The organism is Raoultibacter phocaeensis (assembly GCF_901411515.1).
GTDB lineage: Bacteria > Actinomycetota > Coriobacteriia > Coriobacteriales > Eggerthellaceae > Raoultibacter > Raoultibacter phocaeensis.
This window is the reverse complement of the sequence record NZ_CABDUX010000002.1, coordinates 27,994-53,904: the sequence shown is the minus strand read 5'-3', so window position 1 is coordinate 53,904 and position 25,911 is coordinate 27,994. Positions and strand designations below refer to the sequence as shown.

24 protein-coding genes and 1 pseudogene are annotated in these 25,911 nt (G+C 57.8%); 11 read left to right on the top strand and 14 right to left on the bottom strand.

Features of this window, described 5'->3' with window-relative positions; all coding sequences use genetic code 11:
* Positions 1-169: 169 nt before the first annotated feature.
* The 3 genes from FJE54_RS08130 to nrfD are packed head-to-tail and all read right to left on the bottom strand — an operon-like array spanning position 170 to position 2,614.
* A complete protein-coding gene (locus FJE54_RS08130) occupies positions 170-1,162 on the bottom strand; it encodes an SPFH domain-containing protein (protein WP_139652309.1) in 993 nt (330 codons plus the stop codon).
* Positions 1,163-1,167: 5 nt separating this feature from the next.
* The gene (locus tag FJE54_RS08125) at positions 1,168-1,650 is read right to left on the bottom strand and encodes a GntR family transcriptional regulator (protein ID WP_139652308.1); all 483 of its coding nucleotides are present in this window, start codon (positions 1,648-1,650) and stop codon (positions 1,168-1,170) included.
* A gap of 4 nt (positions 1,651-1,654) precedes the next feature.
* A complete protein-coding gene (nrfD, locus tag FJE54_RS08120) occupies positions 1,655-2,614 on the bottom strand; it encodes an NrfD/PsrC family molybdoenzyme membrane anchor subunit (protein ID WP_180326655.1) in 960 nt (319 codons plus the stop codon).
* 196 nt (positions 2,615-2,810) lie between these two features.
* Here nrfD and FJE54_RS08115 point away from each other — a divergent pair, with 196 nt between their 5' ends.
* The 5 genes from FJE54_RS08115 (at position 2,811) to FJE54_RS08095 (ending at position 8,089) form a co-directional block, all read left to right on the top strand.
* A complete protein-coding gene (locus tag FJE54_RS08115; RefSeq protein WP_139652306.1) occupies positions 2,811-3,719 on the top strand; it encodes a helix-turn-helix transcriptional regulator in 909 nt (302 codons plus the stop codon).
* A 120-nt stretch (positions 3,720-3,839) separates the two neighbouring features.
* Positions 3,840-4,481, top strand: a complete 642-nt coding sequence (locus tag FJE54_RS08110; RefSeq protein WP_139652305.1) for a type 1 glutamine amidotransferase family protein — start codon at positions 3,840-3,842, stop codon at positions 4,479-4,481.
* A gap of 139 nt (positions 4,482-4,620) precedes the next feature.
* Entirely contained in the window at positions 4,621-5,112 is a 492-nt protein-coding gene (locus FJE54_RS08105; RefSeq protein ID WP_139652304.1) for a hypothetical protein, read from the top strand.
* A gap of 267 nt (positions 5,113-5,379) precedes the next feature.
* The gene (locus tag FJE54_RS08100; protein ID WP_139652303.1) at positions 5,380-7,131 is read left to right on the top strand and encodes an ABC transporter ATP-binding protein; all 1,752 of its coding nucleotides are present in this window, start codon (positions 5,380-5,382) and stop codon (positions 7,129-7,131) included.
* Positions 7,103-8,089, top strand: a complete 987-nt coding sequence (locus FJE54_RS08095) for an ArsR/SmtB family transcription factor (protein WP_180326654.1) — start codon at positions 7,103-7,105, stop codon at positions 8,087-8,089. The genes FJE54_RS08100 and FJE54_RS08095 overlap by 29 nt, the downstream gene beginning before the upstream one ends.
* Here the strand turns inward: FJE54_RS08095 and FJE54_RS08090 are convergent.
* A complete protein-coding gene (locus tag FJE54_RS08090; RefSeq protein WP_139652301.1) occupies positions 8,086-8,688 on the bottom strand; it encodes a DNA-3-methyladenine glycosylase I in 603 nt (200 codons plus the stop codon). The two genes, FJE54_RS08095 and FJE54_RS08090, sit on opposite strands and share 4 nt — an antisense overlap.
* Before the next feature lie 674 nt (positions 8,689-9,362).
* Here FJE54_RS08090 and FJE54_RS08085 point away from each other — a divergent pair.
* Together FJE54_RS08085 and FJE54_RS08080 are read left to right on the top strand one after the other, a co-directional pair.
* The gene (locus FJE54_RS08085; RefSeq protein ID WP_218971909.1) at positions 9,363-10,313 is read left to right on the top strand and encodes a DUF808 domain-containing protein; all 951 of its coding nucleotides are present in this window, start codon (positions 9,363-9,365) and stop codon (positions 10,311-10,313) included.
* On the top strand, positions 10,310-10,855 hold the full coding sequence (locus FJE54_RS08080) for a GNAT family N-acetyltransferase (protein WP_139652299.1): 546 nt from the start codon (positions 10,310-10,312) through the stop codon (positions 10,853-10,855). The genes FJE54_RS08085 and FJE54_RS08080 overlap by 4 nt, the downstream gene beginning before the upstream one ends.
* Positions 10,856-10,934: 79 nt before the next feature.
* Here the strand turns inward: FJE54_RS08080 and FJE54_RS08075 are convergent, their stop codons facing one another.
* A complete protein-coding gene (locus tag FJE54_RS08075) occupies positions 10,935-11,276 on the bottom strand; it encodes an arsenate reductase family protein (RefSeq protein ID WP_139652298.1) in 342 nt (113 codons plus the stop codon).
* A gap of 142 nt (positions 11,277-11,418) precedes the next feature.
* Between FJE54_RS08075 and FJE54_RS08070 the strand changes: the two genes are divergently transcribed.
* Positions 11,419-12,681, top strand: coding sequence for a peptidase C69 family protein (locus FJE54_RS08070; protein WP_139652297.1), 1,263 nt, complete (start codon positions 11,419-11,421; stop codon positions 12,679-12,681).
* 47 nt (positions 12,682-12,728) lie between these two features.
* Positions 12,729-13,871 (top strand): glycerate kinase, encoded by a 1,143-nt coding sequence (locus FJE54_RS08065; RefSeq protein WP_180326653.1) that lies wholly within the window; start codon positions 12,729-12,731, stop codon positions 13,869-13,871.
* On the opposite strand, the gene FJE54_RS08060 is transcribed toward FJE54_RS08065, so the two are convergent.
* The 8 genes and pseudogenes from FJE54_RS08060 to FJE54_RS16440 all read right to left on the bottom strand — a co-directional run.
* A complete protein-coding gene (locus tag FJE54_RS08060) occupies positions 13,868-14,233 on the bottom strand; it encodes a helix-turn-helix transcriptional regulator (RefSeq protein ID WP_139652295.1) in 366 nt (121 codons plus the stop codon). The genes FJE54_RS08065 and FJE54_RS08060 overlap by 4 nt on opposite strands.
* Before the next feature lie 123 nt (positions 14,234-14,356).
* Complete coding sequence (locus FJE54_RS08055; RefSeq protein WP_180326652.1) at positions 14,357-15,202, bottom strand: arylamine N-acetyltransferase family protein; 846 nt, start codon at positions 15,200-15,202, stop codon at positions 14,357-14,359.
* 774 nt (positions 15,203-15,976) lie between these two features.
* A complete protein-coding gene (locus tag FJE54_RS16020; RefSeq protein WP_180326651.1) occupies positions 15,977-16,144 on the bottom strand; it encodes a hypothetical protein in 168 nt (55 codons plus the stop codon).
* 87 nt (positions 16,145-16,231) lie between these two features.
* Entirely contained in the window at positions 16,232-17,704 is a 1,473-nt protein-coding gene (locus FJE54_RS08045) for an SLC13 family permease (protein WP_255467469.1), read from the bottom strand.
* A gap of 307 nt (positions 17,705-18,011) precedes the next feature.
* Entirely contained in the window at positions 18,012-18,347 is a 336-nt protein-coding gene (locus tag FJE54_RS08040; protein ID WP_139652291.1) for a 4Fe-4S dicluster domain-containing protein, read from the bottom strand.
* Between the two features lie 13 nt (positions 18,348-18,360).
* Positions 18,361-20,787: a molybdopterin-dependent oxidoreductase gene (locus FJE54_RS08035; RefSeq protein WP_139652290.1), complete on the bottom strand. Its 2,427-nt coding sequence runs from the start codon at positions 20,785-20,787 to the stop codon at positions 18,361-18,363.
* 229 nt (positions 20,788-21,016) lie between these two features.
* On the bottom strand, positions 21,017-21,694 hold the full coding sequence (locus tag FJE54_RS08030; protein ID WP_255467297.1) for a LysR family transcriptional regulator substrate-binding protein: 678 nt from the start codon (positions 21,692-21,694) through the stop codon (positions 21,017-21,019).
* A 27-nt stretch (positions 21,695-21,721) separates the two neighbouring features.
* Positions 21,722-21,892 (bottom strand): annotated as a pseudogene (locus tag FJE54_RS16440) (LysR family transcriptional regulator); the annotation flags it as partial.
* 914 nt (positions 21,893-22,806) lie between these two features.
* On the opposite strand from FJE54_RS16440, the gene FJE54_RS08025 reads away from it, so the two are divergent.
* Together FJE54_RS08025 and FJE54_RS08020 are read left to right on the top strand one after the other, a co-directional pair.
* Positions 22,807-23,043, top strand: coding sequence for a glutathione S-transferase N-terminal domain-containing protein (locus FJE54_RS08025; protein WP_139652288.1), 237 nt, complete (start codon positions 22,807-22,809; stop codon positions 23,041-23,043).
* Positions 23,044-23,138: 95 nt separating this feature from the next.
* Positions 23,139-25,286: a Tex family protein gene (locus tag FJE54_RS08020; protein WP_139652287.1), complete on the top strand. Its 2,148-nt coding sequence runs from the start codon at positions 23,139-23,141 to the stop codon at positions 25,284-25,286.
* On the opposite strand, the gene FJE54_RS08015 is transcribed toward FJE54_RS08020, so the two are convergent.
* Complete coding sequence (locus tag FJE54_RS08015; RefSeq protein ID WP_139652286.1) at positions 25,264-25,854, bottom strand: TetR/AcrR family transcriptional regulator; 591 nt, start codon at positions 25,852-25,854, stop codon at positions 25,264-25,266. The genes FJE54_RS08020 and FJE54_RS08015 overlap by 23 nt on opposite strands.
* Between the last annotated feature and the right edge of the window lie 57 nt (positions 25,855-25,911).

The following is a 25,911-nucleotide window of genomic DNA, read 5'->3' as shown; positions in this document are numbered from 1 at the left end:
TCATCGGCGCCCCGTATCCCACGCAACAATAAAGCGTTTTCACGTCTTCTTGCTTGTTTCTGAAAACCGATCGATTTTTCAAAATCATAGCACGGCAATCCTAGGATTGCTATACTAATCTTAGGATTGCTCGATACTTCTTTGAGGATAATTGCTTCAGGGAGTTGAGCTATTTTAACTTCTTCGCAATGGTTTTCTTGGCTTCATCAGGCAACACGTCGCCAAACCCCTCGCTAAAGCTGCTGGGAACCACCAACGTGCTGCCTGCCTCGCGCACGCTTTCGTTCAGTAAATGCATTGATCGCAGCTTCAAGGCGGCGTCTTCCCCACCGTAAACTTCGCTCACTGCGCTCACCATGGTGGCTATGTCCTCTTCGGCCTCCATGAGGATCACGCGGGCTTTGCGGCGCTGCTCCGCCTGGGCCTCCATGCTCATCACGCCCTGCAGCTCGAAGGGAAGCAGGATATCGCGGACCTTTACCGAAAGAACCGAAAGACCCCATTGCTCTGCCTCCGCCTCCAAAGCCTCCTTGATATCGATATCCAACTGCTCCCTTCGAATTGCCACTTCCGCCGCGGTTAAGCGTCCGATAGCATCGCGCAGAGCCGCCTGCGCACTCAGCTCAACCGTGCGACTGAAATCGCTGCATTCGGTGCAGGCCGCCTTGGCATCGTAAACCATCCACAGCAAGACCGCATTCACGTCTAAGGGTACCAGATCGGCCGTGAGCGTCTCCTTTGCATCGAGGGTGGTAGCGCGCACGCGGCAATCGACGCGCATGGCGTTCTGCTCGAAGAACGGAATGGTCCAGAACAAACCCGGCCCCGATACGCGGTTGAAGCCTCCCAAGCGGAGTACGACCACACGCTCCCACTGCTGAGCAATATGGATCGACATCGACGCGAGCATGGCGGCTACGAACGAGAACAACGTCACGAGCGGCAATGCGCGACCGAACAACGTGAAGCCGAGCGCGAACACTGCAATGAACACGATGCAGAACACGAACAGCGAAAACAAAATGATGCCCGCCCCCGTAGTGCGCTCCCCGGGAGGCTGAGCATTGTCCTTGGGAACGAACTGATAGGCACCGAGTCTTTCGGCGCGACCCGGTTCCTCCTTCGAAGAGCGTGGCGCTACCCCGCTTTTATCTTTGGCCATGATCGTTACGCCTCCCTCTTCGTAGAAACATTGGGCGTTTTGAGCTCGATCACATTGCTTCCCGGCTCAACATGCGCTTGGGCTTCCCTCATCTTCAGCCTCCGAACGTAAAGCGTCATCTGCGCCACCGTCTCGTCGTAGCTTAAGCCAAGGTTTTTGCAAGCTTGAAGGCAATCGTCCAGCAGGGCCTCCAGCTCCCCTTGCTCTGCTTCGTCTACCGATTTCGCTACGTTGCAGACGAACACGCCCTTCCCTCGAATCGATTCCACATAGCCGTCGGAAGACAAGCTTAGATACGATTTGTTCACCGTATTGAAGTTTATCGACAAAGCCGCCGCGAGTTCGCGTATCTTGGGCAGCTGATCGCCTGGTTTCAAGTAGCCGGAGCCTATCAGAAAAACGATGCGTTTTCGCAATTGGACCCACAAGGGGGAAGTCGAATCCGAATCAGCCTCGAAAGGAAAGCCGTCGGCTGAGATGGTTGCCATGCGATCACGCTCCTAAAAGACTAGCGACAGGGTGTTCTCCTGCCATCACTATGCAGAACCTCAAGGTAAAAGCACCTGCAAACACGCATACCCCTGGCACAAGGGAGTAAAAGGGACGGCCTAGCAAAACCTGCCCGGATTTCGCAACAGCCACATCGACAACAAACGCGGCAACAAGCCCGATCGACACCGATGTTGACCAGAAAATCCAAGCGTATTCACCGAAAATAAGAGCATTCGCCGAGAGGCGTGCCGCAGCAGAGGCAGAATTGGAATCACCCGCGAACAGCGAACTCAGAATAAGACCGATCAGGCACACGGCCTCGAGAACGAGAACCGCCGCATCGACGGCCGCCATGCGAGAGAAATACTGTTCGAACTGCAAGGACACCCCGCTCATGTGCCCAACTATCAAAGCGGCAACTAACCCGCAAGAGACAGAAGAGAGCAGAAAGAGCATCGGAAGCCAGGGTGTGTTCCAAAACGGAACCGCTTGCATACTCGCCAGAAAAAGCCCTGTATACAAAGCAACCGCAAGTCCGATAAGCGCGGCGACAATCAGAAGCGCCCTGAAAACCCCCACCCTTTGCACGGAAGTTCGAACCACCCAAAGATACGCCAAGAGCGCGCTGAGCGCTACCGCACCCACGAGCATATACGACCCCACCGAAAGATACGTGATGCGCCCCGAGAAAAACAAGTAGGTCAATGCTCCATGGTTTCCCGAATCAACAAGCAAACACAATGCGGCTGCAATGAGCACGCAGGCCGATGCGGTATATCCGTACCGAAAGAAGCTTCGATACGATGGGGACAACCTCTGGCTGAGCCTTTCGTGCGGAACGGCAAGCCCCGTAAGCGAAAGCACCAAGCACAACCCCCCGCCAAGTCCGCCCAAGAACAGGTAGCACACGATCAAAATGCCGAACATGACCGACCTCCCGCTCTCGCGTCCAAAATGCACCCCTTCAATCCTAGGATAGAATGATAGATCATTTTGGTGTCGTAGAACAATAGCTTGCGTTCAGCCGGCTCTACATTAAGACGCAGTGCGGCAACAGCCATGCCCTGCCTCTGACCCACATTCCAATTGCTATGGCTTGAACAGAACACGTCACCCATCGTCGTGTTTTGCGCTATGCTGCAATCGGTGATGAACTATGAAACTCGATCGAATGCTTGGCATACTGACCATACTCCTCCAGAAGGATCGCGTGACTGCGCCCGAACTGGCTGAAAGGTTCGAGGTCAGTCGTCGCACGATCGGGCGCGATATCGACGCGATGTGCAGGGCGGGGATTCCCCTCGTGACCCAGCAAGGAAGCGGCGGCGGTATCTCGATTGTCGAAGGGTTCAAGCTGGATAAAAGCGTCTTAACCGCAGATGAGCTGGCGAGCATCATCGCTGCGTTGAAAGGGCTCGGCAGCGTATCCGAGCAGTCAAGCATCGAACGTGTTCTCGATAAGTTCCACGCCAAGAGCGACGCGGTCGTCTCAATGCGCGAACCCGTGGTCATCGATCTCGCTTCGCATGGCGGAGATCATCATTCGGAAAAAATCGAACTCATAAAAAGCGCCGTGCTTAGCAACCGGCTCATCGAGTTCGACTACATCTACGAAAAAGGCGAATCGCATCGCCGTATCGAGCCTCATTTCGTTGTGTTCCAATGGACAGCGTGGTATGTGTTCGGATTTTGCTTGGATCAATCGGATTTTCGGCTGTTCAAACTCCAGCGCCTCTGGAATCTGCAGGTGTGCGATGAAACGTTTTCACCGCGCGCTGTTCCACCGGAAAAGCAGGACTTCGAGGCTTGGGTTACCGAAGATAGGGAGCATACGCTCGTCGCCCTGTTCGACCCGTCCGAGAAGCATCGGCTAATCGACGCGTACGGGCCCTATTGCTACGAAGAAACAGACACGGGTTTGCGGTTTGAGATCTCGTTTACGAAGCGCGACTATATTCTTACCTGGCTGCTCGGCTTTGGCGATAAGGTGCACGTAGTGGAGCCTCGTTTCATTGTGGACGATCTGAAAACCACCGCAGAGAATATTGTATCGAACTATCGATAAAGTACGATAAACAAGACATACTGATGTCATGTTCTCTTTGTTAGGATGTCGCATGGAGCCGACCGCTCTATCCGCTTTTCTTGAACGCGGATAGAAACCGTAACGAGAACAGGAAAATGTATGTACACAATCTATATCTACATCCTTGATACGCTGGCCGATTGGGAGTTGGGATACGTTAGTGCGGAGCTCAATTCCAGACGGTTCTTCAAAAAAGACGCACCCCACCTAGCGATCAAGACGGTAAGCTACTCGAAAGAGCCGATCAACACCATGGGCGGAGTGACGATAACGCCCGATTGCCTGGTCGACGATATCGTCGCAAGTAAGACAAGCATGCTCTTGCTGCCAGGTGCCAACACCTGGAACGACCCGAACCATGCTGCCATTATCGAAAAAGCAAGCGAGTTCCTCGCTTCGGATGCCACGGTGTGCGCAATCTGCGGAGCCACCGCTGCGCTTGCCGACGCCGGCCTTCTAGACGCGCGCCCGCATACCAGCAACGGGCCTGGTTTCCTCGAGATGGTCTCCCCCGGCTACAAAGGACAGCAATTGTACCGGGATGAGCCGTCGGTGGCGGATGATCATCTCATCACCGCAGGTTCCACAGGCGCTTTACCGTGGACCAAGCACATCATCGAGCGCCTCGACGTGTTTCGATCGGATACGCTGGAGCACTGGTACGAATACTTCAACAGCGGGAATTCCGAGCATTTCTTCGCCCTCATGCAAACGTTGCCAACGACGAGCAACGAGCGCTGATCTGCCTTTACCGTAAACAGAGGTGCATGCTGCTGCACGCTTAAGGAAAACCCATGATCCAGCCGTAAGCCCATGGATACCAGTCTCCAAAAGGTACAATGCACGCATCGAAAGAAACTGGTTAGCGGAGGATGATCGCATGCAAAATTTCATAGAAACCCTGACAAGTGAAGCCAAAAGCGACGAGTTGCCCGAAGAGTACGACTACTTTGGTGCACTCGTCGGCAGCTGGAGTTTCGACTATATCGACCACAACACGTTGCGCACGGTCAAGGGCGAGTGGCATTTCGCACGTATTCTCGAAGGCATGGCGATACAGGACGTGATCATCCTACCCTCGCGCGACACGAGAACCGCAACGCCCCACCCCGACGAAGAGTACGGGACGACGCTTCGCATTTACAACCCCGGTACGCACGCCTGGGACATCGCCTATTGCTTTACGGGAAAGATCATACGGCTCGAGGCGAGGAAACAGGACGGCATGATAGTGCTGACGAACATCGCGGACGAGCGGCAGAAGTGGGTTTTCGCGAGCATTGAAGACAACGCCTTCCATTGGCAGAACGTCACTGTTGCAGATGACGGCACGTGGCACATCAACGTAGACCTCTACGCAACGCGCTGCTAACGTTTAGCGGGCTCTTGTTTCGAGCCCGAGCAAACGGATGGCACAAGAAGCCGCTCGTCGATTGGATTCGACGAGCGGCTTCTTGCATGCAGCGGAGTCTAGTCATGACGGACGACACCGGATAACGTGCTCAACCGATAATCGCTTTGTCGAGGTCCCAAACGCTCGGTAGCAACTCCTTAAAAGTTCGATAATATTCATATTGACTCGTATTAGACATTCATCTAATATGAGTCATCGTCAGACCATCCGAAAAAGGAGCACCTCATGCTCAAGCTTTTCCGTAACCACAAAGCCCTCTTCGTCCTCACCATGATCCTGAGCATCATGAGCGCGGCGCTTACGATTGCGGCAGCAGTCATCTTGGAAAACATCCTCAACGCGGTAGTTGACGGAAACTGGGAGCTCTTCACCACTATGATTTGGGTCGTAGTCGGCTACATTGTCATCCTGCTCGTCGTGGCGCTCGGCGCTACGCTTGCCGAGAAGAAGCTCGTCGTCAACGCCATCCGAGATCTTCGGTCTCGTGTTCAGAAGGGCATACTGTCCCGCGACACCGAACAGTACCGCACAACAAACACCGCCGATTACCTCTCCGCACTCACCAACGACATGACGATTATCGAGGAGAACGTCATCGTGCCGTTTCTCAACACGATCCAATACGCGATCATTTTCGTGATGGCCGCCGTCGCCCTCTTTTTCTACAGTCCCCTCATCGGCGGGATCATGGTAGCGAGCCTCGTCCTCATGTACCTTCTTCCTGCCAGCTTGGGCAAGCCCATAGGCAAGCGGCAAGAAGCGTATTCAGCGGGTCTTTCCCTCTTCACCATGAAAGTGAAGGATCAGTTCTCGGGCTATGACGTCATCCGTTCGTACAGGCTGGCCGATCGGGTTAGGGAAGACTTCTCCGATCAGAACCGAACTCTTGCAACCAGAAAATACGCCGTCGATAAGCTCTTATCAGTCAGCGAAAGCATCGCCGCTGTCGTGGGTGCAGGATCCCAAATCGGCACCATGCTGGTAGCAGGTTTTCTGGTTCTGAACGGACAGATGACTGCCGGAGCGCTTCTGGCTATCCTGCAGCTCTCAGGCGCTTTCGTGCAACCGGTTGCGGTTATCATGCAAAGCATCCCCCGAATCCAAGGAGCGCTGCCCGTACTCGGCAGGCTCGAAGAGCTGAGCACTCCCGAGCCGTCCGCGTTCCGCGGAACAACCAAACCGGCCTTCGAAAAGGATATTCGGTTCGAAGAGCTCGGCTTTGCCTACTCGGAAGGCCAGCCGGTTCTTTCCGAGCTTGATCTGACGCTCGAAAAAGGCAAGAAGTACGCGCTTGTGGGCGAAAGCGGTTGCGGAAAAAGCACGCTTATGGGTCTTTTGGGAGCAGAACACAGCACGTATTCCGGTGCGATTCGGGTAGACGGAACCGAGCTCCGCGATCTCGATATCGACGAGCTGCTCAGCATCATGTCGACCATCCACCAGGGCGTCTACTTATTCGACGAAACCATCGAGTACAACATCGGCCTTGGCCGCACGTATTCGAAAGCCGAATGGCGCAAAGCGCTGGATACGAGCGGCGTCGCAAAATTCCTCGATCAAACCGAAAGCGGGCTCGCCACCCGCGCAGGCGAGATGGGCTCCAAGCTTTCAGGAGGCCAGCGTCAGCGAATCGCCGTTGCGCGGGCGCTGATCGAGCAGAAGCCTTTGCTCATCCTCGACGAGGGCACGAGCGCGGTAGACATCCAAACCGCCTACGACATCGAAAACGCGCTTTTGGAACTCGAAGATCTGACCATGATAACCATCACCCACAACCTGAGACCCGAACTTTTGAACCGCTACGATGCTATACTCTTTATGCACCAGGGACGTATCCAAGAAACAGGAACCTACGATTCGCTCGTCGAACGGCACGGCGCGTTTGCGCAGTTCCAGCGCCTTGATTGCGGCGATCAAGCTATTTCGAAAGAGGTTGAGGTCCAGCAGCATGAAATACCTTCTACACCCGGCGATTGAGACGCTTTCCCTCTTGACGGTTTCTCATTGGGGCAAACAGCAGAAAAAGAAAGCGATCAAGGCGCTCGATGACTTCGGCATCAACGGCACCGCCTTTTATGCGGCGAACTACCCCCTTTTGGAAAAGTTCTTCGCCGATTTCGATAGCCGCAGAGTGGAAACCGAAGGCACCGCGTTCATCGAAAACATGGCCGACGAGCTCGCTTTGTCGCTGATCCCGCTTATCATCAAGAACCCCAACTGGCTTGACGGCTTCAACGATATCTCCGAAGAAGAAGTGCGCATTGCCGTCGATGACCTATTCAGCGATCTTCTGGAGAGCGACGGCAGCGTCGTCGACGCTCTTCAAACAAGCGGGTTTCCGGATAAGGCGAAATGGCAGATAGCCGCCCTGCTCCAGCAGCCCAAGCAAAGGCTTATGCTGGTTATCGATGCGATTAACGCGAACCTGCCCGCTTTCGACTACGCGTACGCGAAACACGAAGCAGAAATACGGCCGCTCCTCGAGCTCCTCGAAGATTGTGTGAGCAAAAACGAACTTCCCGACGTAGTGAGCCAGGTGCTCGCATCGAACCCGAACACGATCATCGTGCCATCGCTTGCTGCCGCTTTGGCGGTTATCCTCTACGATACCTTCTGCGTGTTCGGCCTGCTTGTCACGAGGGTTTTCGCAGGACAGAACGAGGGGTACGGCAAAACCGAGGCCATCCTTGCCGCAAAAGCGCTCAGCGATGCGAACAGGCTGGAAATCCTGGAAGCTCTCAAAACCGAGGAGCTGTACAATCTGGAAATCGCCCGCATGCTCGATCTCACCCCCGCAACCACCTCGCATCATATGAATGCCCTGCTCTCCGCCGCTTTCGTCGAGTGTTCGCTCAAAGACGGCAAAGCATACTATCGCCTATGCCCCGAAGGCATCAAGCGGTATCGGGATTGGGTGGAGAAGAGTTTCCTTTAGCTGGATCGCACATCGGACACAGCGGGACCGCCCGCCAGCTCCCTATACACGAAGCACCCGGTTACATGGTCGTTCACCATGCCGATGGATTGCATATAGGCGTACATGATGGTGGAGCCGACGAATTTGAAACCGCGCTTCTTCAGATCCTTGCTGATGCGGTCGGAAAGCGGTGTGCTCGCTGGAATCTCATCCTCACTTTCCCATCGGTTCACGATAGGCGCGCCATCCACGTAACCCCATAGGAACGCGTCGAAACTTCCGAACTCTTCGACTATGTCCAAAAACAACTTCGCGTTGGCGATGGCCGCGTTGATCTTGAGGCGGTTGCGGATGATCCCCTCGTTTTCCATGAGCTCTTCAACTTTTTTCTCATCGTAGCGAGACACCTTCACAGGATCGAAATCATCGAAAGCCTTGCGATACGCCTCCCGCTTTTTCAGGATCGTGATCCACGAAAGGCCCGCCTGCGCACCCTCGAGAATCAAGAGTTCGAACAGTTCGCGGTCGTCGTGGGAGGGCCTGCCCCACTCGTTGTCGTGGTAGTCGACGTATATCGGAATATCGCCTGGCCATGAGCATCGGGGTTGTTCTTCCATGGTGAACCTCACCTCTCACGCAACGCTGGGATTGTATCCCCATCATACAGGATTGCACTGCGATCAACTTGCGGCATGCTTCATGGCGAAGAGGCCTTTCGCCGACATGAGGCCGACATAAGCCGAACGCCCAATTGCGCCCGCCGTCAAGCAACTAAGGCAGTTTATCGATAATGTGTTTCCGCGCGAAAACGGCCTTCCGATGGCGGCGAAGGCGAGCTTTGCGAAAGCGTTACGAACTTCGAGGGCGTCCGAGTACGTTTCCGCCCCGCAAAACACCTGACCGCGGTTCGGCGTGGCTAACAAGAGATAGGCGATATGGGCCCAGTGGGGTGCTTCCGTTTCGCAAAGCGACGGTTCGCCGCCATTTCGGGGCGACGTTTCGACAAAACCTCGAACCCGCAAAGGCCCGCAGACGCAGAAGAACTCGGGGCGCCCTCTCGCTGCTTAATGCGCGCAGCGTGGATCCGTCGAGGGCAAGGCCGCAGGTGGCATCGAGCGCCGCACGCAACACTCGTCGGCTTGTGTCCAAATCGTAGCGAAGGGCACGTGCCCCTCGCCGCCACGCACCCCTGCTATACTTCTTGCCGTACGTACCCTTCGCTTTGATGCACTTGGTCGGTGTGCCCCCGCTGGAAGCGCGGGGGCGCTGCGAACCTGAAGATAGGATGCCCGTGAGTTCGTTTTTCGCATTTCTCGACGATATCGCCGTGCTCGCCAAAGCGGCGGCAGCAAGCGTTGACGACATTGCTGCAGGTGCAGGCAAAGCCGCCTCCAAGTGCGCGGCGGTCGTCATCGACGACGCAGCGGTAACGCCCCAGTACGTTCAGGGCATCTCCCCCGCACGAGAATTGCCTGTCGTTGCCGCCATAGCAAAACGCTCGCTCATCAACAAAGGCATTATCATCGTTGCGATCATGATCCTCTCGGCCATCGCACCCTGGATTTTTCCCTGGGCGCTCATCGTTGGAGGATGCTATCTTGCCTATGAGGGCGCTGAGAAAATCATCCACCGTGTTCAACACGGCAGCAAAGCCGATGCCGCACAAGAAATCGTCGACCGCTCGCCCAAAGACGAGAAGTCGATCATCCAAGGAGCAGCAACCACCGACTTCGTGCTCTCAGCCGAGATCATGCTCATTTCGGTTGATGCACTGGAGTCGGGCGATTGGTGGATGAGGCTCATCATGCTCATCGTCGTCGCCGTGCTGATGACGCTTTTGGTGTACGGATCGGTAGGCCTTCTCATCAAAGTCGACGATGCCGGCCGCTGGCTCGCAGAGCGGGGCGCCGAAAAGGCGAGCTCGTTTCTGCAGGCATTCGGAGTCGGCTTGGTCAAGCTCATGCCGAAGGTATTCGCACTTCTAACCGTGGTGGGCGTCGCCGCAATGCTGTGGGTGGGAGGGCACCTTCTCATCGTAAACCTGGCACAAGTCGGCCTGCCCCTGTTCGCAACTATCGTGCACGACCTGACGAGCCAGATCAGCAACGGTTTTCTTCTTTGGTGCGCCGACACCCTGCTGTCGGCCTGCTTCGGGATCGTCGTCGGCGCAGTGCTTGCAGGCATCGTTATGCTCGTCAAGAGAGCAAGAAACGAAGGCGAAGAGGGCTCTGGGAGCATATGATTCTGCAAACGGATCGCCTCATTCTCAGACCGCTCACCCTTGCCGATGCCGAAACGGCTTACCACGGTTGGACCGGAGACGAAGAGGTTGCGCAATACGTCAGCTGGCTTCCGCATCATTCCATCGACGATACGATAGAGTGGCTGAAAGAAGTCGAATGGAAGCACGACTGCGAAGGCTCACCGCGTTTGCAGGACAACTACATCTGGGGCTTCGTTCTCAAAGAGACAGGTGAATTGTTCGGCTCGGGTGGACTGATTTGGGAAGAGAGCTACGGTCTGTTTCAGGTCGGCTACAACATCAACAAAACCCACTGGAATCGCGGATATACGACCGAAGCAATGAGGGCTATTCTCGACTTTGCAGCAGTCGACCTTGGGATACGGAAGGTAGCCGGCGGTCACGCCAAAGAAAACCATGCGTCGGCAAAGGTGATCGAAAAACTTGGATTCGTATACGACCACGACGGCATCACGCCCCACGTTGACGGTATTCGGTTCTTCGATAGCCGAGAATATGTTTTAGAACTGGATGCACGATAGGCGCGTTCGCACGGACGCTGCCGAAACAGCCTCAGCTGAATCCAGCGACACCTCTTCACCGAAAGATGCGAGCCAGACCCTACTCCCACGTCTTCCATACTTCGGGGGCATAGCCCACGGTGGCCTGCTTGCCGTTGCGTACCACAGGCTCGACAATGACGTGCTGGTTCTCTAGGACTTTATCGAACTTTTGCTCGGGAGCCAAATAGGTAAGCAGAGCCACCGTATCTCCGTCTTTCGCCTTGGGATCGATCACCTTATCGATGCCCCCGACCGCGCGGCAGACCGATTCGAGCTCGTCTTTGCTCATGCCTTTTTCCTTCAGATCGATGAACTGGAACTTCACGCGCCGCTCCTTGAAGTAGCGCTGGGCTTTCTTGGTATCGAAGCTCTTCTTGGTTCCGAATACTTGGATGTTCATCGCACTCCCGTTTCCCGTCCGCACGTCCACAACGACTACGCACTCTACTATCATTCGGAACCAAAAGCGAGCGGCCTCACGCCTTCCGCGCAACCGATGTATACTACGGGAAAGCTATCCGTGCAATCGCGGGAGGACAGCCATGTGCGACACCATGTACCTCGCTCCACACTACAGCTTTGACGGTTGGAGCCGTTTTGCGAAGAACAGCGACCGAAGCCCCAACGAACCTCTTCTGACCCTGCGCATCCCCGCCGCGCACCATGAGCCGGGCGAGACCGTGCGCTGCACTTACATCGACGTTCCCCAAGTCGAGCGCACCCGCGAGATGATACTGTGCAAACCCTCGTGGATCTGGGGCGCAGAGATGGGGGTCAACGACGCAGGCGTGGCGATCGGCAACGAAGCGGTGTTCACCAAGGCCAAGAGAGGCGAGCCGTCCCTGATCGGCATGGACCTTCTGCGCCTTGCGCTCGAACGCGCGGCAACGGCAACCGAGGCGGTCGAGGTGCTCATCGGTCTGCTCGAAACCTACGGGCAAGGCGGCAATTGCGGGTTCGATAAGGAGTTTCACTACGACAACAGCTTCCTTGTCTGCGACGCCGACGAGGGCTACGTGCTGGAAACCTCCGGCAAGAACTACGCCCTCGTGAAGGCCGTAAACGCGTACGCCCTGTCCAACCGCTTGGGCATCGGCGCAGACCACGTTGCGCGCGCAGGCGCTGCGCCGGGCGAGGACTTCTCGAAACGCTTCACCGAACCCGTTCGCTCGCACTTCTCCCAAGCAAAGCAACGGCGCTGCCTGGTCGAACAGAAGCTCGCACCCGATCTCGAAGCCGAAGGCCTCATGGGCATCCTCAGAACGCACGCCCCCGGAGCAGGCGGGAGGGAATTCTCACAGGGCAGCGTCGGCAGCGTGTGCATGCACGCAGGCGGCATGATCGGCGACCACACCACCGGATCCCTCGTTGCAACGCTGCGCGCGAGAAAACCCACCACGCTCTGGATCACCGGTTGCTCGACGCCCTGCATCGCTGCCTTCAAGCCGGTGTTCTGGAACTCGGACGCTCCCCCGCTCTTCGCCGACTCCGCAGCGAGCCTCGCATACTGGATGAAGCGCGAGCATATACATCGGGCGATTTTGGCTGGCAAAATCGATGCCACCGCATACCGCGAACGAATCAGGGTTCTCGAAAGACGCTGGATCGATGAGGAAGCGAGCCTGATGAGCGCCGACGTCGTCGACACAGCGGCCCTCGCCGCATTGTCCGCCGAAGCCGGCAGAGAAGAGCAGGCTCTCGTCGACGAATTCTACCGAGCCGATTGGCAGACCATGCCCGGGAAGAACAGCTTCAATCGCTACTGGCAGCGCAAGAACGAAGCGCTCGGCCTCGAGCGGCCGTGATGGCATCCAAGCGAAACGCGCCGCGCCGCAGATCGGAAGGAGCTCCGATGAAGATCGTCGTTGCGCCCGACAGCTTCAAGGGCTCGCTGAGCGCGCAGCAGGTTGCCGCCATCGTGAGAGGCGGACTCGCCGCCCGCATCCCCGCCTGCGAGATCGTAGAGATACCGCTAGCCGATGGCGGCGAAGGAAGTCTCGAAGCCATCCTCGCCGTTCTCGGCGGGCGCATCGAGCAGGCGAGCGTCCTATCGCCCGACAAAAGGCAGATCACAGCCCAATTCGGAGTAACCGCCGGAGGGAAAGCGGTTTTGGAAGCAGCGCAAAGCTGCGGCATCACCAGGCAGATCGGGCTTCATCCGATGGATTCGAACACCTACGGGTTCGGACAGCTCATCTTGCAGGCACTCGATCGGGGTCTGCGCGATTTCATCCTGTGCCTCGGCGGCACCGCAACAACCGACGGAGGCTGCGGCATGGCAGCCGCCCTCGGAGCTGAGTTTTCCGACAGCGAAAACAAAGGCTTCGTACCCAACGGCGCAACGTTGGGCGACATCGCGCGCGTCAACATGAGCGGCGTCGATGCGCGCGTACGCCAGAGCTCGTTCATGGTGTTCTGCGATGTCGACAACCCCCTGTACGGACCGACGGGAGCAGCCTTCGTTTACGGACCCCAGAAAGGCGCCGACGCCGAACAGGTCCGCACCCTCGATGACGGCCTTCGCCATCTTGGCGGCGTGATGCTCCGGGCATCGGGAATCGATTGCGCGCACGTTCCCGGCTCGGGAGCCGGTGGCGGACTCGGGTTCGGCTGCGCAACCATGCTGGGCGCCCGGCTCGTGCGCGGCATCGATGCCGTTTTGGATCTGTACGACTTTCGGCACCGGATCGCCGATGCGGATCTCGTCGTCACCGGGGAAGGAAAGCTCGACGCCCAAAGCTTCTCGGGCAAAGTGCTTTCAGGCGTTCTGCGCGCAGCGGAAGCGGGGGCCGTACCCGTGGTATCGATATGCGGAACGTGCACATGCGAAAAGCACGTGCTCCGCGAACACGGCCTCACCGTCTTCGAGGCCAGCGAGGGAAGCACCGTCGAAGAAAGCCTGCAGTATCCCGAGCGGCACCTTCGAGAGGCGACCTCGAGGGTCGCAGACTCCCTTCGAAAGCGTTCCGCAGCCTGTCGAAAAGGCGCTATCTAAGATTTGGTCGAATTGACCACGTCGATCAACTCCTGTTTGCTATGATATCCAGTTTTCGCATAAACCGTCTTGAGGTGGGTTTTCGCGGTGATGGCAGAGACGAAGCATTGTTCGCTGATATGGGGCGGACGCTTCTTCCCTTGAGCATACTGCAGGGCTGTTTCACATTCACGGGCAGACAAGCCCCGGCTTTCCCCTTTCTGCATGAACAGCAATGCTTTTCTCCATCTACGACCAACTCCCTCTTTTGCGGTTCCCTCTTTTGTTGAGCCCGCGCCGCAATCGATATGGCGATTGCCGCAATGCAGCGCTTTCGTATCCAAGAACCCGTACGAGGAGTCAGGCGTGTCCTGCCTGACCACATCGACTCCGTACTCGAAGCAAGGTCCAGAAGTAAGACGAGAACAACAATGATGCAGCCAGCGCGACTACGGAAAGCAAAGCGCCCAACATACCTTGCCGCATGGCCGTATCCTCAAGAAGCCTCATGACCAGGATTTTCTCGGTGCGACGATGCCAAAGTGCTGCTCAAGCAACGCATGAAACTCGTCTTCCGATCCGATAATCCGCTGCTCTTTGGCGCCTTGCGCTGTTCGCACGAATCGGTCGGCAATTATGGATGCGCTGCCTTCTTCGGTTCTCCGGTTGATCATGCGCTGCTGGGTGAAGATCGAGCTAGGGTGCGTCGAACAGTACAGCGAGAGGGCGACGAAATCAACTTCGTGCTGCGCCGCATCCATAAAGGCGAGCACGGGCTCGGGCCCCAGCTCGGCCGATGATCCGCTTGCGATTACCCCGTCCAAGGATGCGCGCCCGCAGTAAAGAATGCGCCACCAAGGGTCTTCCATGCGCTCGACGAGGAAAGTCTGCCCGCACGACGAGATTTCGGCACCGTCCTCGAGTGGCAGAGCGCAGGCGGACATAGGGCCGCCGTATCCGACATCGCAGAACACCCGTTCTTCCCCGAGCGCAACAATGGTACCGCGGTGGGCGACGGGTTGGATATATCCCTTGTTTTTGAGGCTGCGAGCGAAACACGGCACAACGGTGAAGCCCGTATCGGCGAGCAGTGCAGCAAACAGCGCGTTGAGTTCGAAGCAGTAGCCGCCCCGTCTGCCGAGGATGATCTTTTCGAACAAATCGCCGATGCCGAGCGAGATAGGTGTGCGATAGTCGCACGCATCGAGATTCTCGAACGGGATGGCGCATTGGTGGGCGCAGACGATGCGGTCGAGGCTTTCCCGATCGAGCGAGAGCCTGCAACGATCGATTCCCAGACGGTTCCAATAGCGCGCGGAGTCGGGCAGCGGCTCGTAGAGCTCTTCAAACATGACATTCTCCTTGCTTGCGCGTTTACGGCGAAATCCATTCTGAGGGGCACGTCGTTCCGGCAAACCCGTTCTTCCCATTGGTACCGATGCGCGCTTGCGCCGGAAGGACGTGAACCGGTGAATTCGACGGGGATCTGCCACGCGGCCTCCGCTTACGGCCCAGATAGCGAGCCCGCTGCGCCGCTCGATGACGGCAGATGCCCCTCATTCCGATTCCAAAACGGCTTTTTTCTTTCGTCTCCGGAGACACCCTCGGCGTCGACCGAATGGCCCGAACTTTTAAGCGTCGCCATGAACGCGATGGGGCGGTATCGAAGTACCCGGCCGAGTCCGGACTCGGCCGGTCTTCTTGATTCGCTTTGTTTTCCGTTCTGGTTACGGTGTTCTCTGCGCTTGGGAGCTGGCTCGTTACGACAAGTCCCCTGACCCGCTTCTTTCCGAGATCGTCAAAGCAACTTGCGCATAGCGCTCGAACCGTCTGCCGGTATAGCGCCGGGCACGCCCGGGGCTGCCGGGGCGCCCGGGGCTGCCGGGGCGCTCGGGGCTGCTGGAGCGCCTGGGGCTACCGCCGGTGCTCCGGGTGCTCCGGGTGCTCCGATGGGCATCCTCGGCGCCCCACCGCTCAATTCGGCTCCGCATTCGGCGCATGTTTGATCGAACGCGCCTACGGACGCGCCGCATTCAGGACATTTCATTTCAACGCTCGACGGTCTAAAACACATAACGTCATCCTTTCACGATGCGGAGCCGCCTCCCTTCGAGAGGCAATCCGCATCACTTCCTGTACTGCCGCATACGCTCGACGTACTCGGCAAAGTATTTTTCGCATAGCCGCTTCCAGCCGCTTCCTCCCGCCCTCGCCTGCGCCGCCTCTGCGCCGAGAGCCACGATCGCAGCGCCCGTCAAAACGAGGGCTACCCCATCGAAAGGCATCGATTCCATGGTGAGATCCTCCATTTGCTACAATGGCTGGGTGATCATCGCCCCCAGCAACGCCGTTAACGAAGTCACCTACCGACAGCAAGGTTCCTAGACGGGGAACGCGAAACCGCAGGCGAAGGGAAGCCACAGAACGCTCGCTACGAACAAAATAAGCGTGGGACCCCATCCTCTGACGAGCCATTCCCTCATTGAAACCCAACCTTTGTCGTAGCCGATCAGGACGATGGAGTCCAAAGGGAAAAACGTCGAGACGACGCCCAAACCACCGCCTATGCAGGCGATTATCGCCGGATTGATGGCTACGCCGCCAGCGCTCGCATTGACGGCGGATACCACAGCGACCATGAGGGGCACGACGACAGAGATGACCGGGGGCCCGATGGGGATAAACATATGTAACACCAGCGTGACGAGGCACATGGCGAATACGATCAGCAGAACGGGCCATCCTTCGACCCCCACGAAGACCGTACCAACCAGCCATTCGACAACACCGGTTCCCATAAGGCCGGATGCGAGCACTTGGATGCCGATGACCATCATGATGACTTCCCAAGGTATGTTCTTGTAGAACTCTTCCTTGGTCAGAAGCCTTACCCCGGGCAGGAACGCGATCACGGTAAACGCCAAGGCGACGAGTATCGAATTGATCTGGGGAACCCACGTACTCGCAATCATTAAGCCAAAAGCGACGATGTACCAGACCAGAAGCTTGAACTCTTTCTTTGTGATCCCCCCTATCCCCCTCAGCTTGGCGTCCACGCTGGCGGAAGCCTCCGTTTTGATGTCCTCGAGCTTGAACGCCCTGGAGATGTACAGGGCGGAAAGGAATGTAACGGCCAGCGCCAAAGGAACGTTGACGATGCACCATCCCAGGAACGTCACCCGGATAGGCATGGCCGCTTCGAGCAGGCCTATGCACAGCATGTTCGACGAATTCCCCAAAGGAGTGCCGATGCCCCCGACGAGGGCGGCGACGGGAATGCCGATCACAAGCGCCTTCCCGAGACCGGACTGCCTCTTGATCCCGCCGTTGGCCTCGACGATGGCTAGGCTGATGCCGACGAAGATGGCGCATGCCGCGAGGTCGGCGATAAACATAGAGAACACCCCCGTGGCCATCATGAGGCCGACGACCATCTTCCTGCTGTCGCCCCGGGACCATTTCAGAACGACGTTGGCGATGCGGTACGGGATGGGCGTGGCCATGACCGCGGCAGTCACGGCGAAGATGAACAGACAGTAAATGGGAACCATCAAGCTAGACTGGTTGAATACCGACTGCACCACCGTCCCGTCCGCAAGCGTGGTCGTGGCATACGGTAAAACACCGGTAACGGGAAGCAGGATGTAGACGAGGACGACGGTGACGATGAACGGGAATGCCTCGGTCACCCATAATATGATGCAGCATAGAAGAATGCCGACCGCCGACATAGCTGAACGCGAAAGGCCCTCCGGTACGGGACATGCAAACTGAAAGAACAGGAACACGGCAGCAGCAACGACGATAGAAAGCACCTGCTTTCGAGATTTTGTATCTGCCGGCCGGCCTTTCATGCAGGTTTCTCGACCAGAGGCAGCAGCTTCGATGCGAGCCATTCTTCTCCCCTATCTTTATCTCGTTGCGTTTCCAAGCCGCATGCCGCAAGCGCCTGCCTCCGGCCGATGCGAGCGCGCTTTTCCTGCGCTGAAAGATCCACTCGTTTGGCTGGAAGGGCGCTTCGCGACGGGCCGGAAGTCGCTCTCCTAAGCGGAGCCGAAACCCTGGTTGCCCGAGACTCCAGTTCCGCCCCTTGATCCGCGTCGAGGGTGCGGGGTCCCGGCTTACGCCGGCACTCCCGCAGCCTCGACGGAAATACGTCCGCTACGGGACGAACACCGCCGCCTTCCTAGGCTTTCCAAGGAGCTTGGCGGTGCATTCCTCGATTGTGCCGTACTCGAGCACTTTGGCTTGGCAGCACTGCACGCACGAAGGCAGCTTACCCTCCGCGACGCGGCCCTCGCAAAGATCGCAGAGCTCCGTCGGATAGGCCAGGTAGTCCCAATGCCAAGAACCGTCTTCATGCTGATGGGGGCGATCCTCCAGCACTTTGATCCCGTCTTCGGTACTGGGTAGCCCGAGATGCGTGCGACATGCAACCTCGCAGCTGTGGCAACCCGAGCAAAATTCGAAGTCAATGTAAAGAGCACCTTGCAACATGGTCTTCTCCCCTCTATCTCTTCAGGTACTTATCGGTGGGCTCGTCGGCTGGACGCCACTTCTGCTGGATAGAGAACTCGGCCTGACGGCTCGGTTCCAAGATGATGCCCGTGGATCCGGGGTCGTTCGGGCCACCCAGATCGTCGACCTTTCTGATGCTCACCATCATCTGCTTGAAGGTGTTGCCAAACCCGAGCTTGCCGTTCACGCTGTTCGGCATGAGCATGTTGACGTTGGACTTCCAGTTCCCGTAAAGGTTGGGGGCGTCTGCTTCCTGCTCGGGATACCAAAAGCCGTGCATGCAGTGGACGACGCCCTTCTTCATGGTAGGGGTGACGCGGGCCTTTTGGCGAATATGGCCGTAAGGCGAATGTATCTCCACCCAGTCGCCCTCTTCGATACCGCAGGCAGCTGCGTCCTCCGAATTGATATCGATCATCGGCCAGGGCGTGATCTTGCGAAGCGAGGGCACCTGCTTGTGCTCGGAATGGAAGTAGTTCTGCTCGCGCGCGCCGGTGATCATCATGAACGGGTAGTCCTTGCTCAGATCGGGCAAGCTGTCGGGACCGTACACGGGCGGCTCATAATAGGGCAGCGGGTCTTCGCCCCAGTTCTTGTACATCAGGGAATATAACTCCACGCGGCCGGTGGTGGTTGGGAACCCGGGCTGCCCGTCGGGGCGGAGCTTGCCGATCTTGTACTTGTAGTAGGGCTCCTCCGACATGACAACGACCTTTTCCCGAAGCTCCTTGAAGGGAAGCCAACTGCGCATGACATGAAAGTTATCGTAGTCCTCCTGGGTTTCGAACCGGTTCCAGAATTCGGGATGAATCTTCTTTCCGACCATCATCATAATCTCGATGTCGCTTTTACATTCACCCACCTGTACGCATTTGTTCTGCGCACCATAGAAGGAGGCGTTAGAGGCGTAGTGGGTAGCCACCATGCCGTCGTGCTCGATGGTGGACGCCACCGGGAAAACGACGTCGCACACACCCATAATGGTGGGGTTCATGAAGCAGTCGCACGCGAAGTTGAAGTCGAGCTTCCTGAGGGCTTCGTACCATCGCTGGGGCTCTGCGGATATGGCGGTGCCCACGGGGTTGGAAGAGACGTAGCCGGCCATGTGCACCTTGTAGGGCTTCTCGGTCTCGAGAGCCTTGAGGAACTCGTCGGGATGGGCGGTCCACATAACGGCGCCCACGGCGGGGTACTTGTCGACGCCGATCCGCTTGGTCTCCCACATCTCCTCGGTCATGAGGCCGTTCTTGAGCGCGACGGCGAGTGTGGAGTCCTTCTTGTCTTCGACCTTCTTGCTCGCATCCCTCGCCTTGCCGCCGTCGACGCGGTTGCCACCGTCGTCGTTCATGCCCAGGGTAGTTCCGCCGGGGGCGTCGATGAAGCCAGTGATCGTCATGAGCGCGATCAGGCACTGGCCGAGCTGGGTGCCGTTCGGGTTCTCGTCCACAGCGAGACCCCATGCCAGCGAAGACGGGCTGGCTTCGCCGTACATGCGGGCGGCTTTCCAGATAAGGTCCTCGTCGACGCCGCATATCTCAGCCGCCCGTGAAGGGGGCATCTCCTTGCAACGCTCGACGAGCTCGTCGTACCCGTAGGTCCATGCGTCGATCCACTCGCGATCGGCCAGGCCCTCGTGGTCAATGACGTAGATCCAGGCCATGGCCATGGCGGTGTCGGTACCCGGCTTGACTTGAAGGACGATCTCGGAACGGGTCCCCAGCCAGGTCATGCGGGGGTCGACGCAGATGAGCTTCGTGCCGAACTGACGCATCATCTCGATGACGGCATGGCCGTACATGCCGTCGGGATTGGAGCGGAGGGGCTCCTTGCCCCACAGCACAACGACCTCGGGAGGCACGAAGCCCTCATGCTCGTAGCGGTCGGCGAACTTCTGGGCGTAATCTATCTCGGGGTAGCCGCCGCCAAGCATGAATGCGGTATTGGAGATGCGCGGACCGTAGCACGACCATCCGGCTTGGGCGTACACGGCATTGGGAGAACCGAACACCAGGTTCGCCCACTGGGTGTACCAGTAGTTCGCCTCGCGCCCGGTGCCGCCGAACACCGCAATGGTCTCGGCCCCGTACTTCTCGATGATCTCGTTGGCCGCATTCGCCACGAGGTCGCTCGCTTCATCCCATGAACAGCGCTCCCATGTATCGAGACCGCGATCCTCCTTCGCTCGCTTCATGGGGTGGATGATCCGATCCGGATGGTAGATGTACTCGGTCAACGCAAGGCAGCGCGGACACAGGGATCCTTTTGTAATAGGGTGCTCGGGATCCCCCTCGACCTCCGTCACCACGCCGTTTTTCACATGCACCTGAAGGCCGCATCCCACCGGATGGCATCCCGGAGGCGACCAAGCGCAAGTTCGGAAGATGATCTCGTCATCTTCTTGACGTTTCCATTCGCTCATAGCTGTCTCCTTACACTCGTCTTCACGGACGCCTACGATGTTCGCGCCCAACGACAAGTATGCCTGCGCAGATGGCGGGAGCAGAAGATGTCAGATATCTGCCGAAAGCCCTGGTTCGGCACCGAGTGTCAAATAGGATTTGTCACCCACCTCGCGCTTCTGTGGATTCGCCTCCTCCGACCTGCGAAGGCCGCCGTGTCTCCGCTGCGCACGAGGCGACCCCGGTGCGTCACGAAGAGGAGTAGCTCTTTCTGAACCCCTGGATGAAGCGAGCTATGGCCATCCAGTGCTTCGGCTGCCGAGAGTGCAGCGCGTAGATGCGCCAGTCGTACCGAGGATCGTCGAGGGGGATGGCGCGCATTCCCTCAGGGACGCTGTCAGCGAATTTGCTTGTGGCGATTCCTATCGCCTCGTTCCGCTTTATCCCGTACAGCGCCGAGGCGGAGGCAGCGACCGATATGTCGGAGAAGTCATATCCAAGAGAGTTCAACTCAGAGAAAAGCGGCTCGTGCTGGAACGCCGAATCGGACATGATCTGGAGCTTCTGCGTCTTCAGGTCGAAAACGGATAGTTGGCGCTTCTGGGCGAGCGGAGAACTCTCGTTCACTATGGCGTACGCCTTCAATCGGCCCACTTCGTCCGAATTGCAGTCTGGGAAATCCCGCTTCATGCACAGGATTAGACCGATGTCCTCTTCCCCGGATAAGACAGCACGGTAGCAGTCCTCGCATCCCATCTCAAACAAGCTGATGCGCTGCTCAAATCCGAAGATGAACGATTCAGCCCTTTCGGGAATGCGCCCCAAGAACCCGTACGAGACCGCGATGTTCAAACCCTCTTCGTGCGAAGGAGACGGGCCGAATAAGGACTGCAGCGAGTCCACGCGGTTCAGGATATCGTCGGCCAAACAGGCGACCTGCAATCCCGCGGAAGTTAACTCTACGCCGTTCCCCTTGCGTTCGAAGAGCGCGACATTGAGCTCCCGTTCCAAAGCACCTATTGAATGCGCGATATTCTGGCGGGATGTGAAGCACCGCTTCGCGGCTTGCGAGAAGCTCGAGCTGTTAGCAGCCAAAAGAAAGTACCGTAATTGCTGGATTTCCATGGCTTTTCGGCTCTACCGGTATTCCTTGTCCGGCATCCCGGCGGAAATCCGGGAGCCCGAAGCCGCCGCTGATGCGCCCCTTTCGGCAACGCCCCCCGTCGCGCGAATCACTCCCGGAGGAGCAACGTCGAGGGGCTTCTCGACTTTCAGCTCCTTCGTAACGGCCCTGCCGCATCTTCCGCAAAATGAACAGAAAGCACCGCATTGGCTTGGCATATGCTACCCCCTAGTATCCCCCAGACATCTTGCAGCGCGTCAGCGCCCGCCCCGGCAACCTTACCGCAACGGTTCGTACCGATGCTTTGCGGGATCGGGACGAACGGCGAAAGACCCTCTGGGATACCTCGCCGACCTCTCAAGATATATTATACACCAGCTGCCATGCGGGCAACGCGCGCAAGGTCCGCCGTCTTCCCTCGCGATTCTGACAAGCAGTAAAGCCGGCAGGAGGTGAGCCCAAGCATCACCCACGCCAAGGCCAGATCGCATTCGAGCGGGAATGCATGGAGAAAAGCGGGCGCAAGGCGATCGACGATATGACTCTTCGGTTCCCGCCGAGTGAGCCCATAATCAGCGAAGAGCCAATAGATGTCCATGTCGCTTACGGTAGGGCCCCCGAGGAATACCTTATTATCGGATAGAACCCGAGCGACATCGCGCACGTGATCACGACAGCCGCCACAAAAGGCACTGCATACTTTTTTCTTCCAAGCTTTTCGAGCATAAACGCAACGGTCCGCGATGCGCGAAGGCAGCGATCAGATCATGAGCTTCCGCAGGCGCCGTTAAAGCCGTTCGCATACTCCGCATTCCCTTATGCGCCGTTTTGACCGACAATATGCATACGGGCAGAATCCGAAAAGCCGGCAGTCGGCAGGATTGTGCAGTCATCGCAGCGAGAAAGGATCTCTTCCATGGACAAGCCGATACTTTACTACTGGGCACCGTGCGAAACGTGCTCCGTCGTCGTCAACTTCGCCAACGAACACGATATAGAACTCGACAAGCGCGACGTCGAACAGGAAGAACCCTATCAAGAGCTTCTCGAGCTGGGAGGCAATGCCGATTTGATTCCCTATCTTTACGACGATGGGCAGCTCGTCAACGGAAACGATGCCGTCATCGAGTACCTGACTCGAAAGTTTTTGTAAAGCGAACAGCCCAGCCCGCCCGCATCGGTCGGCACGCCTCGTCGGAAGCGGCGGAGCGTTCGCCGCACAAACCAAAGGAAAACGAGAAGCAAACCATGCCAACCATTTCCACCTCGCTCGCCAAGCAGTTCAACCTCACGCTCGCCCAAGTAGAAGCCGTCATCGACCTTATCGACGACGGCAATACCATCCCGTTCATCGCACGCTACCGAAAAGAGGCCACCGGGGGCATCGACGATGTGACGCTGCGCGACTTCGATGAGAGGCTCACGTACCTCAAGAGCCTCGAAGCACGCAAAGCAGAAGTCCTTGCCTCCATCGACGAACAGGGCAAGCTCACGCCCGAACTGCGGGAGAGCATCGAAGCCGCAACGATTATGCAGCGCGTTGAAGACCTGTACAAGCCTTTCAAGAAAAAGCGTGTCACCCGCGCCTCGAAGGCGCGCGCTGCGGGACTCGAGCCGTTGGCGAACCTCATCATGGCTCAACAGCTCGCAAGCGGGAATCCCCTGGTGCTCGCCGCCCGCCACGTGAACGCAAACAGCGAGTTCAACACGCCCGAAACTGCCCTGCAGGGCGCACTCGACATCATTGCCGAGCACGTTGCCGACGATGCGGAGAACACTGCAGTCTTGCGCGATCTCACCAGAAGAAACGGTGCCCTTGCAACCGAGGCTACCGACGCAACCGAACAAACCGTTTACGACGTGTATTACGAGTTCTCCGAGCCGATCCGAAAAATACCCAATCACCGCGTACTTGCGATCAATCGCGGCGAAAAGGAAGGGAAGCTCAAGGTCAAAGTACGAACCGATGACGCTTATGCGATCGAACAGCTAGAACGACGGGTGATTCGGCAAGCAAGCATATTCACCGACATTCTGAAAACATGTTTGGCCGACAGTTACAAGCGCCTGATCGCACCCTCGCTCGAACGCGAGATGCGCGCCGAGCTCACCGAGCGCGCCGAAACCGATGCCATACGGGTTTTCGCCAAGAACACAGAGAACCTTCTGCAACAACGCCCCGTGAGGGGCGCGCGGGTTATCGCCATAGACCCGGGATACCGCACGGGCTGCAAGGTCGCCGTGCTTGACGAATACGGAAAACTCCTGGACTACACGACGGTCTACCCCACCCCGCCGCGCTCCGAAGTCGAAAAGACGCAAGCCAAGCTTGCCCAGTACGTGAAACGCTACCGCATCAACACCATCGTCATCGGAAACGGAACGGGAAGCAGCGAAACCGAGGAGGTCGTCGCCGACCTGATCGCGCACAGCGATGTACCGCTTCGCTACACCATCGTAAACGAGGCCGGAGCTTCGGTCTACTCGGCTTCGAAGCTCGCAAGCGAAGAATACCCCGATCTCGATGTAACCACGCGCGGAGCCATGAGCCTCGGCCGCCGCCTGCAGGATCCGCTAGCCGAGCTCGTGAAGATCCCACCCCAATCGATCGGCGTCGGCCAATACCAGCACGATCTCAACCAAGCGGCCCTCGAGCGCGCGCTTACGGGCGTGGTGGAAAACGTCGTGAACCGCGTGGGAGTCGACCTCAACACGACAAGCGCAAGCCTTTTGGGCTATGTCGCGGGCATCAGCGCCGCTGTGGCGAAGAACGTCGTCGCCTATCGCGAAGAGCACGGCAGGTTCGCCGACCGGCGCGAACTCAAAAAGATTCCCAAGCTCGGACCCAAGGCGTTCGAGAACGCCGCCGGATTCTTACGCATAGCAGAAGGCAAGAACCCCCTCGATGCCACGAGCGTCCACCCCGAAAGCTACCCCGTGGCAACGGAAGTGCTCAAGCGGGCAGGCGTGAAGCTCGCCGACATCGAGCAAGGAATCCCGCACATTGCCGAACGCTTAGGCGACCCGTCGGCCTTGGCCGCCGAACTCGGCGTCGGTCTCCCAACCTTGCGCGACATCATCGCCGAGCTGGAAAAGCCGGGGCGCGATCCGCGCGACGACGCTCCGGAAGTGGTGTTCAGCAAGGGGGTCCGCTCTTTCGACGACCTCACGGTGGGAATGGAGCTTACGGGAACCGTCCGCAACGTCGTGGATTTCGGGGCATTCGTCGACATCGGCGTGAAGCAAGACGGACTCGTGCACATCTCGAAGATGGCCGACCGCTTTGTCAAGCACCCGAGCGAGGTCGTTTCCGTAGGAGATACGGTAACCGTTTGGGTTACCGGCATCGACAAGGACCGCGGCAAGATTTCGCTCACCATGGTGAAGGGGAAATAGCACCCACCCGCTTTTCCCGAGCGAAGGCAACGGCTGGTTTGGAGAAAACCGAGGAAACCGCACGCATGCACTGATCGAGCGACCGATCGTCGGCGCCGCTTCCCACGTGGCCCAAGATCCCCACCACGCCGCCCGCCATGAACTCGAGCACGCACGAAACGTCGAGCTGTCGGCAATCGAGATCGAACTTCTCGATCCAGGCGGCTTTGAGCGCACGCTTCACCTGATCGATCAGCTCCGGCGTTCCGCCTTTTCCAATCACGAGGCACAACCGCTCGATCGACGTGCGCGACCGGTCGTCAAGCTCCACGAACGAGAGTGCTCCTTCGAAGCAAGCCTCGGCGAGGGCGGGGATGTCAGCGGGAACCGCCTCTTCGATCACCCGCTTCGTCATATCCTCGATGTTGTCGAAATAGTAGTAGAACGTCGTGCGGTTGCACCCAACTCTTCGCACGATTTCGCTCACGCTGATCTGGTTGAAGCTCTTCTCACGCAACAGATTCCAGAATGTTTCCTCCATAAGAGAGCGAACGGGCATTCCCTCGCTGCTTTTCGTCGGTCTTCCCATACCTTTCCCAACACTCGAGTTCCGATTGCTGGTTTTTTGCCAGCTTGGCGATGTGCA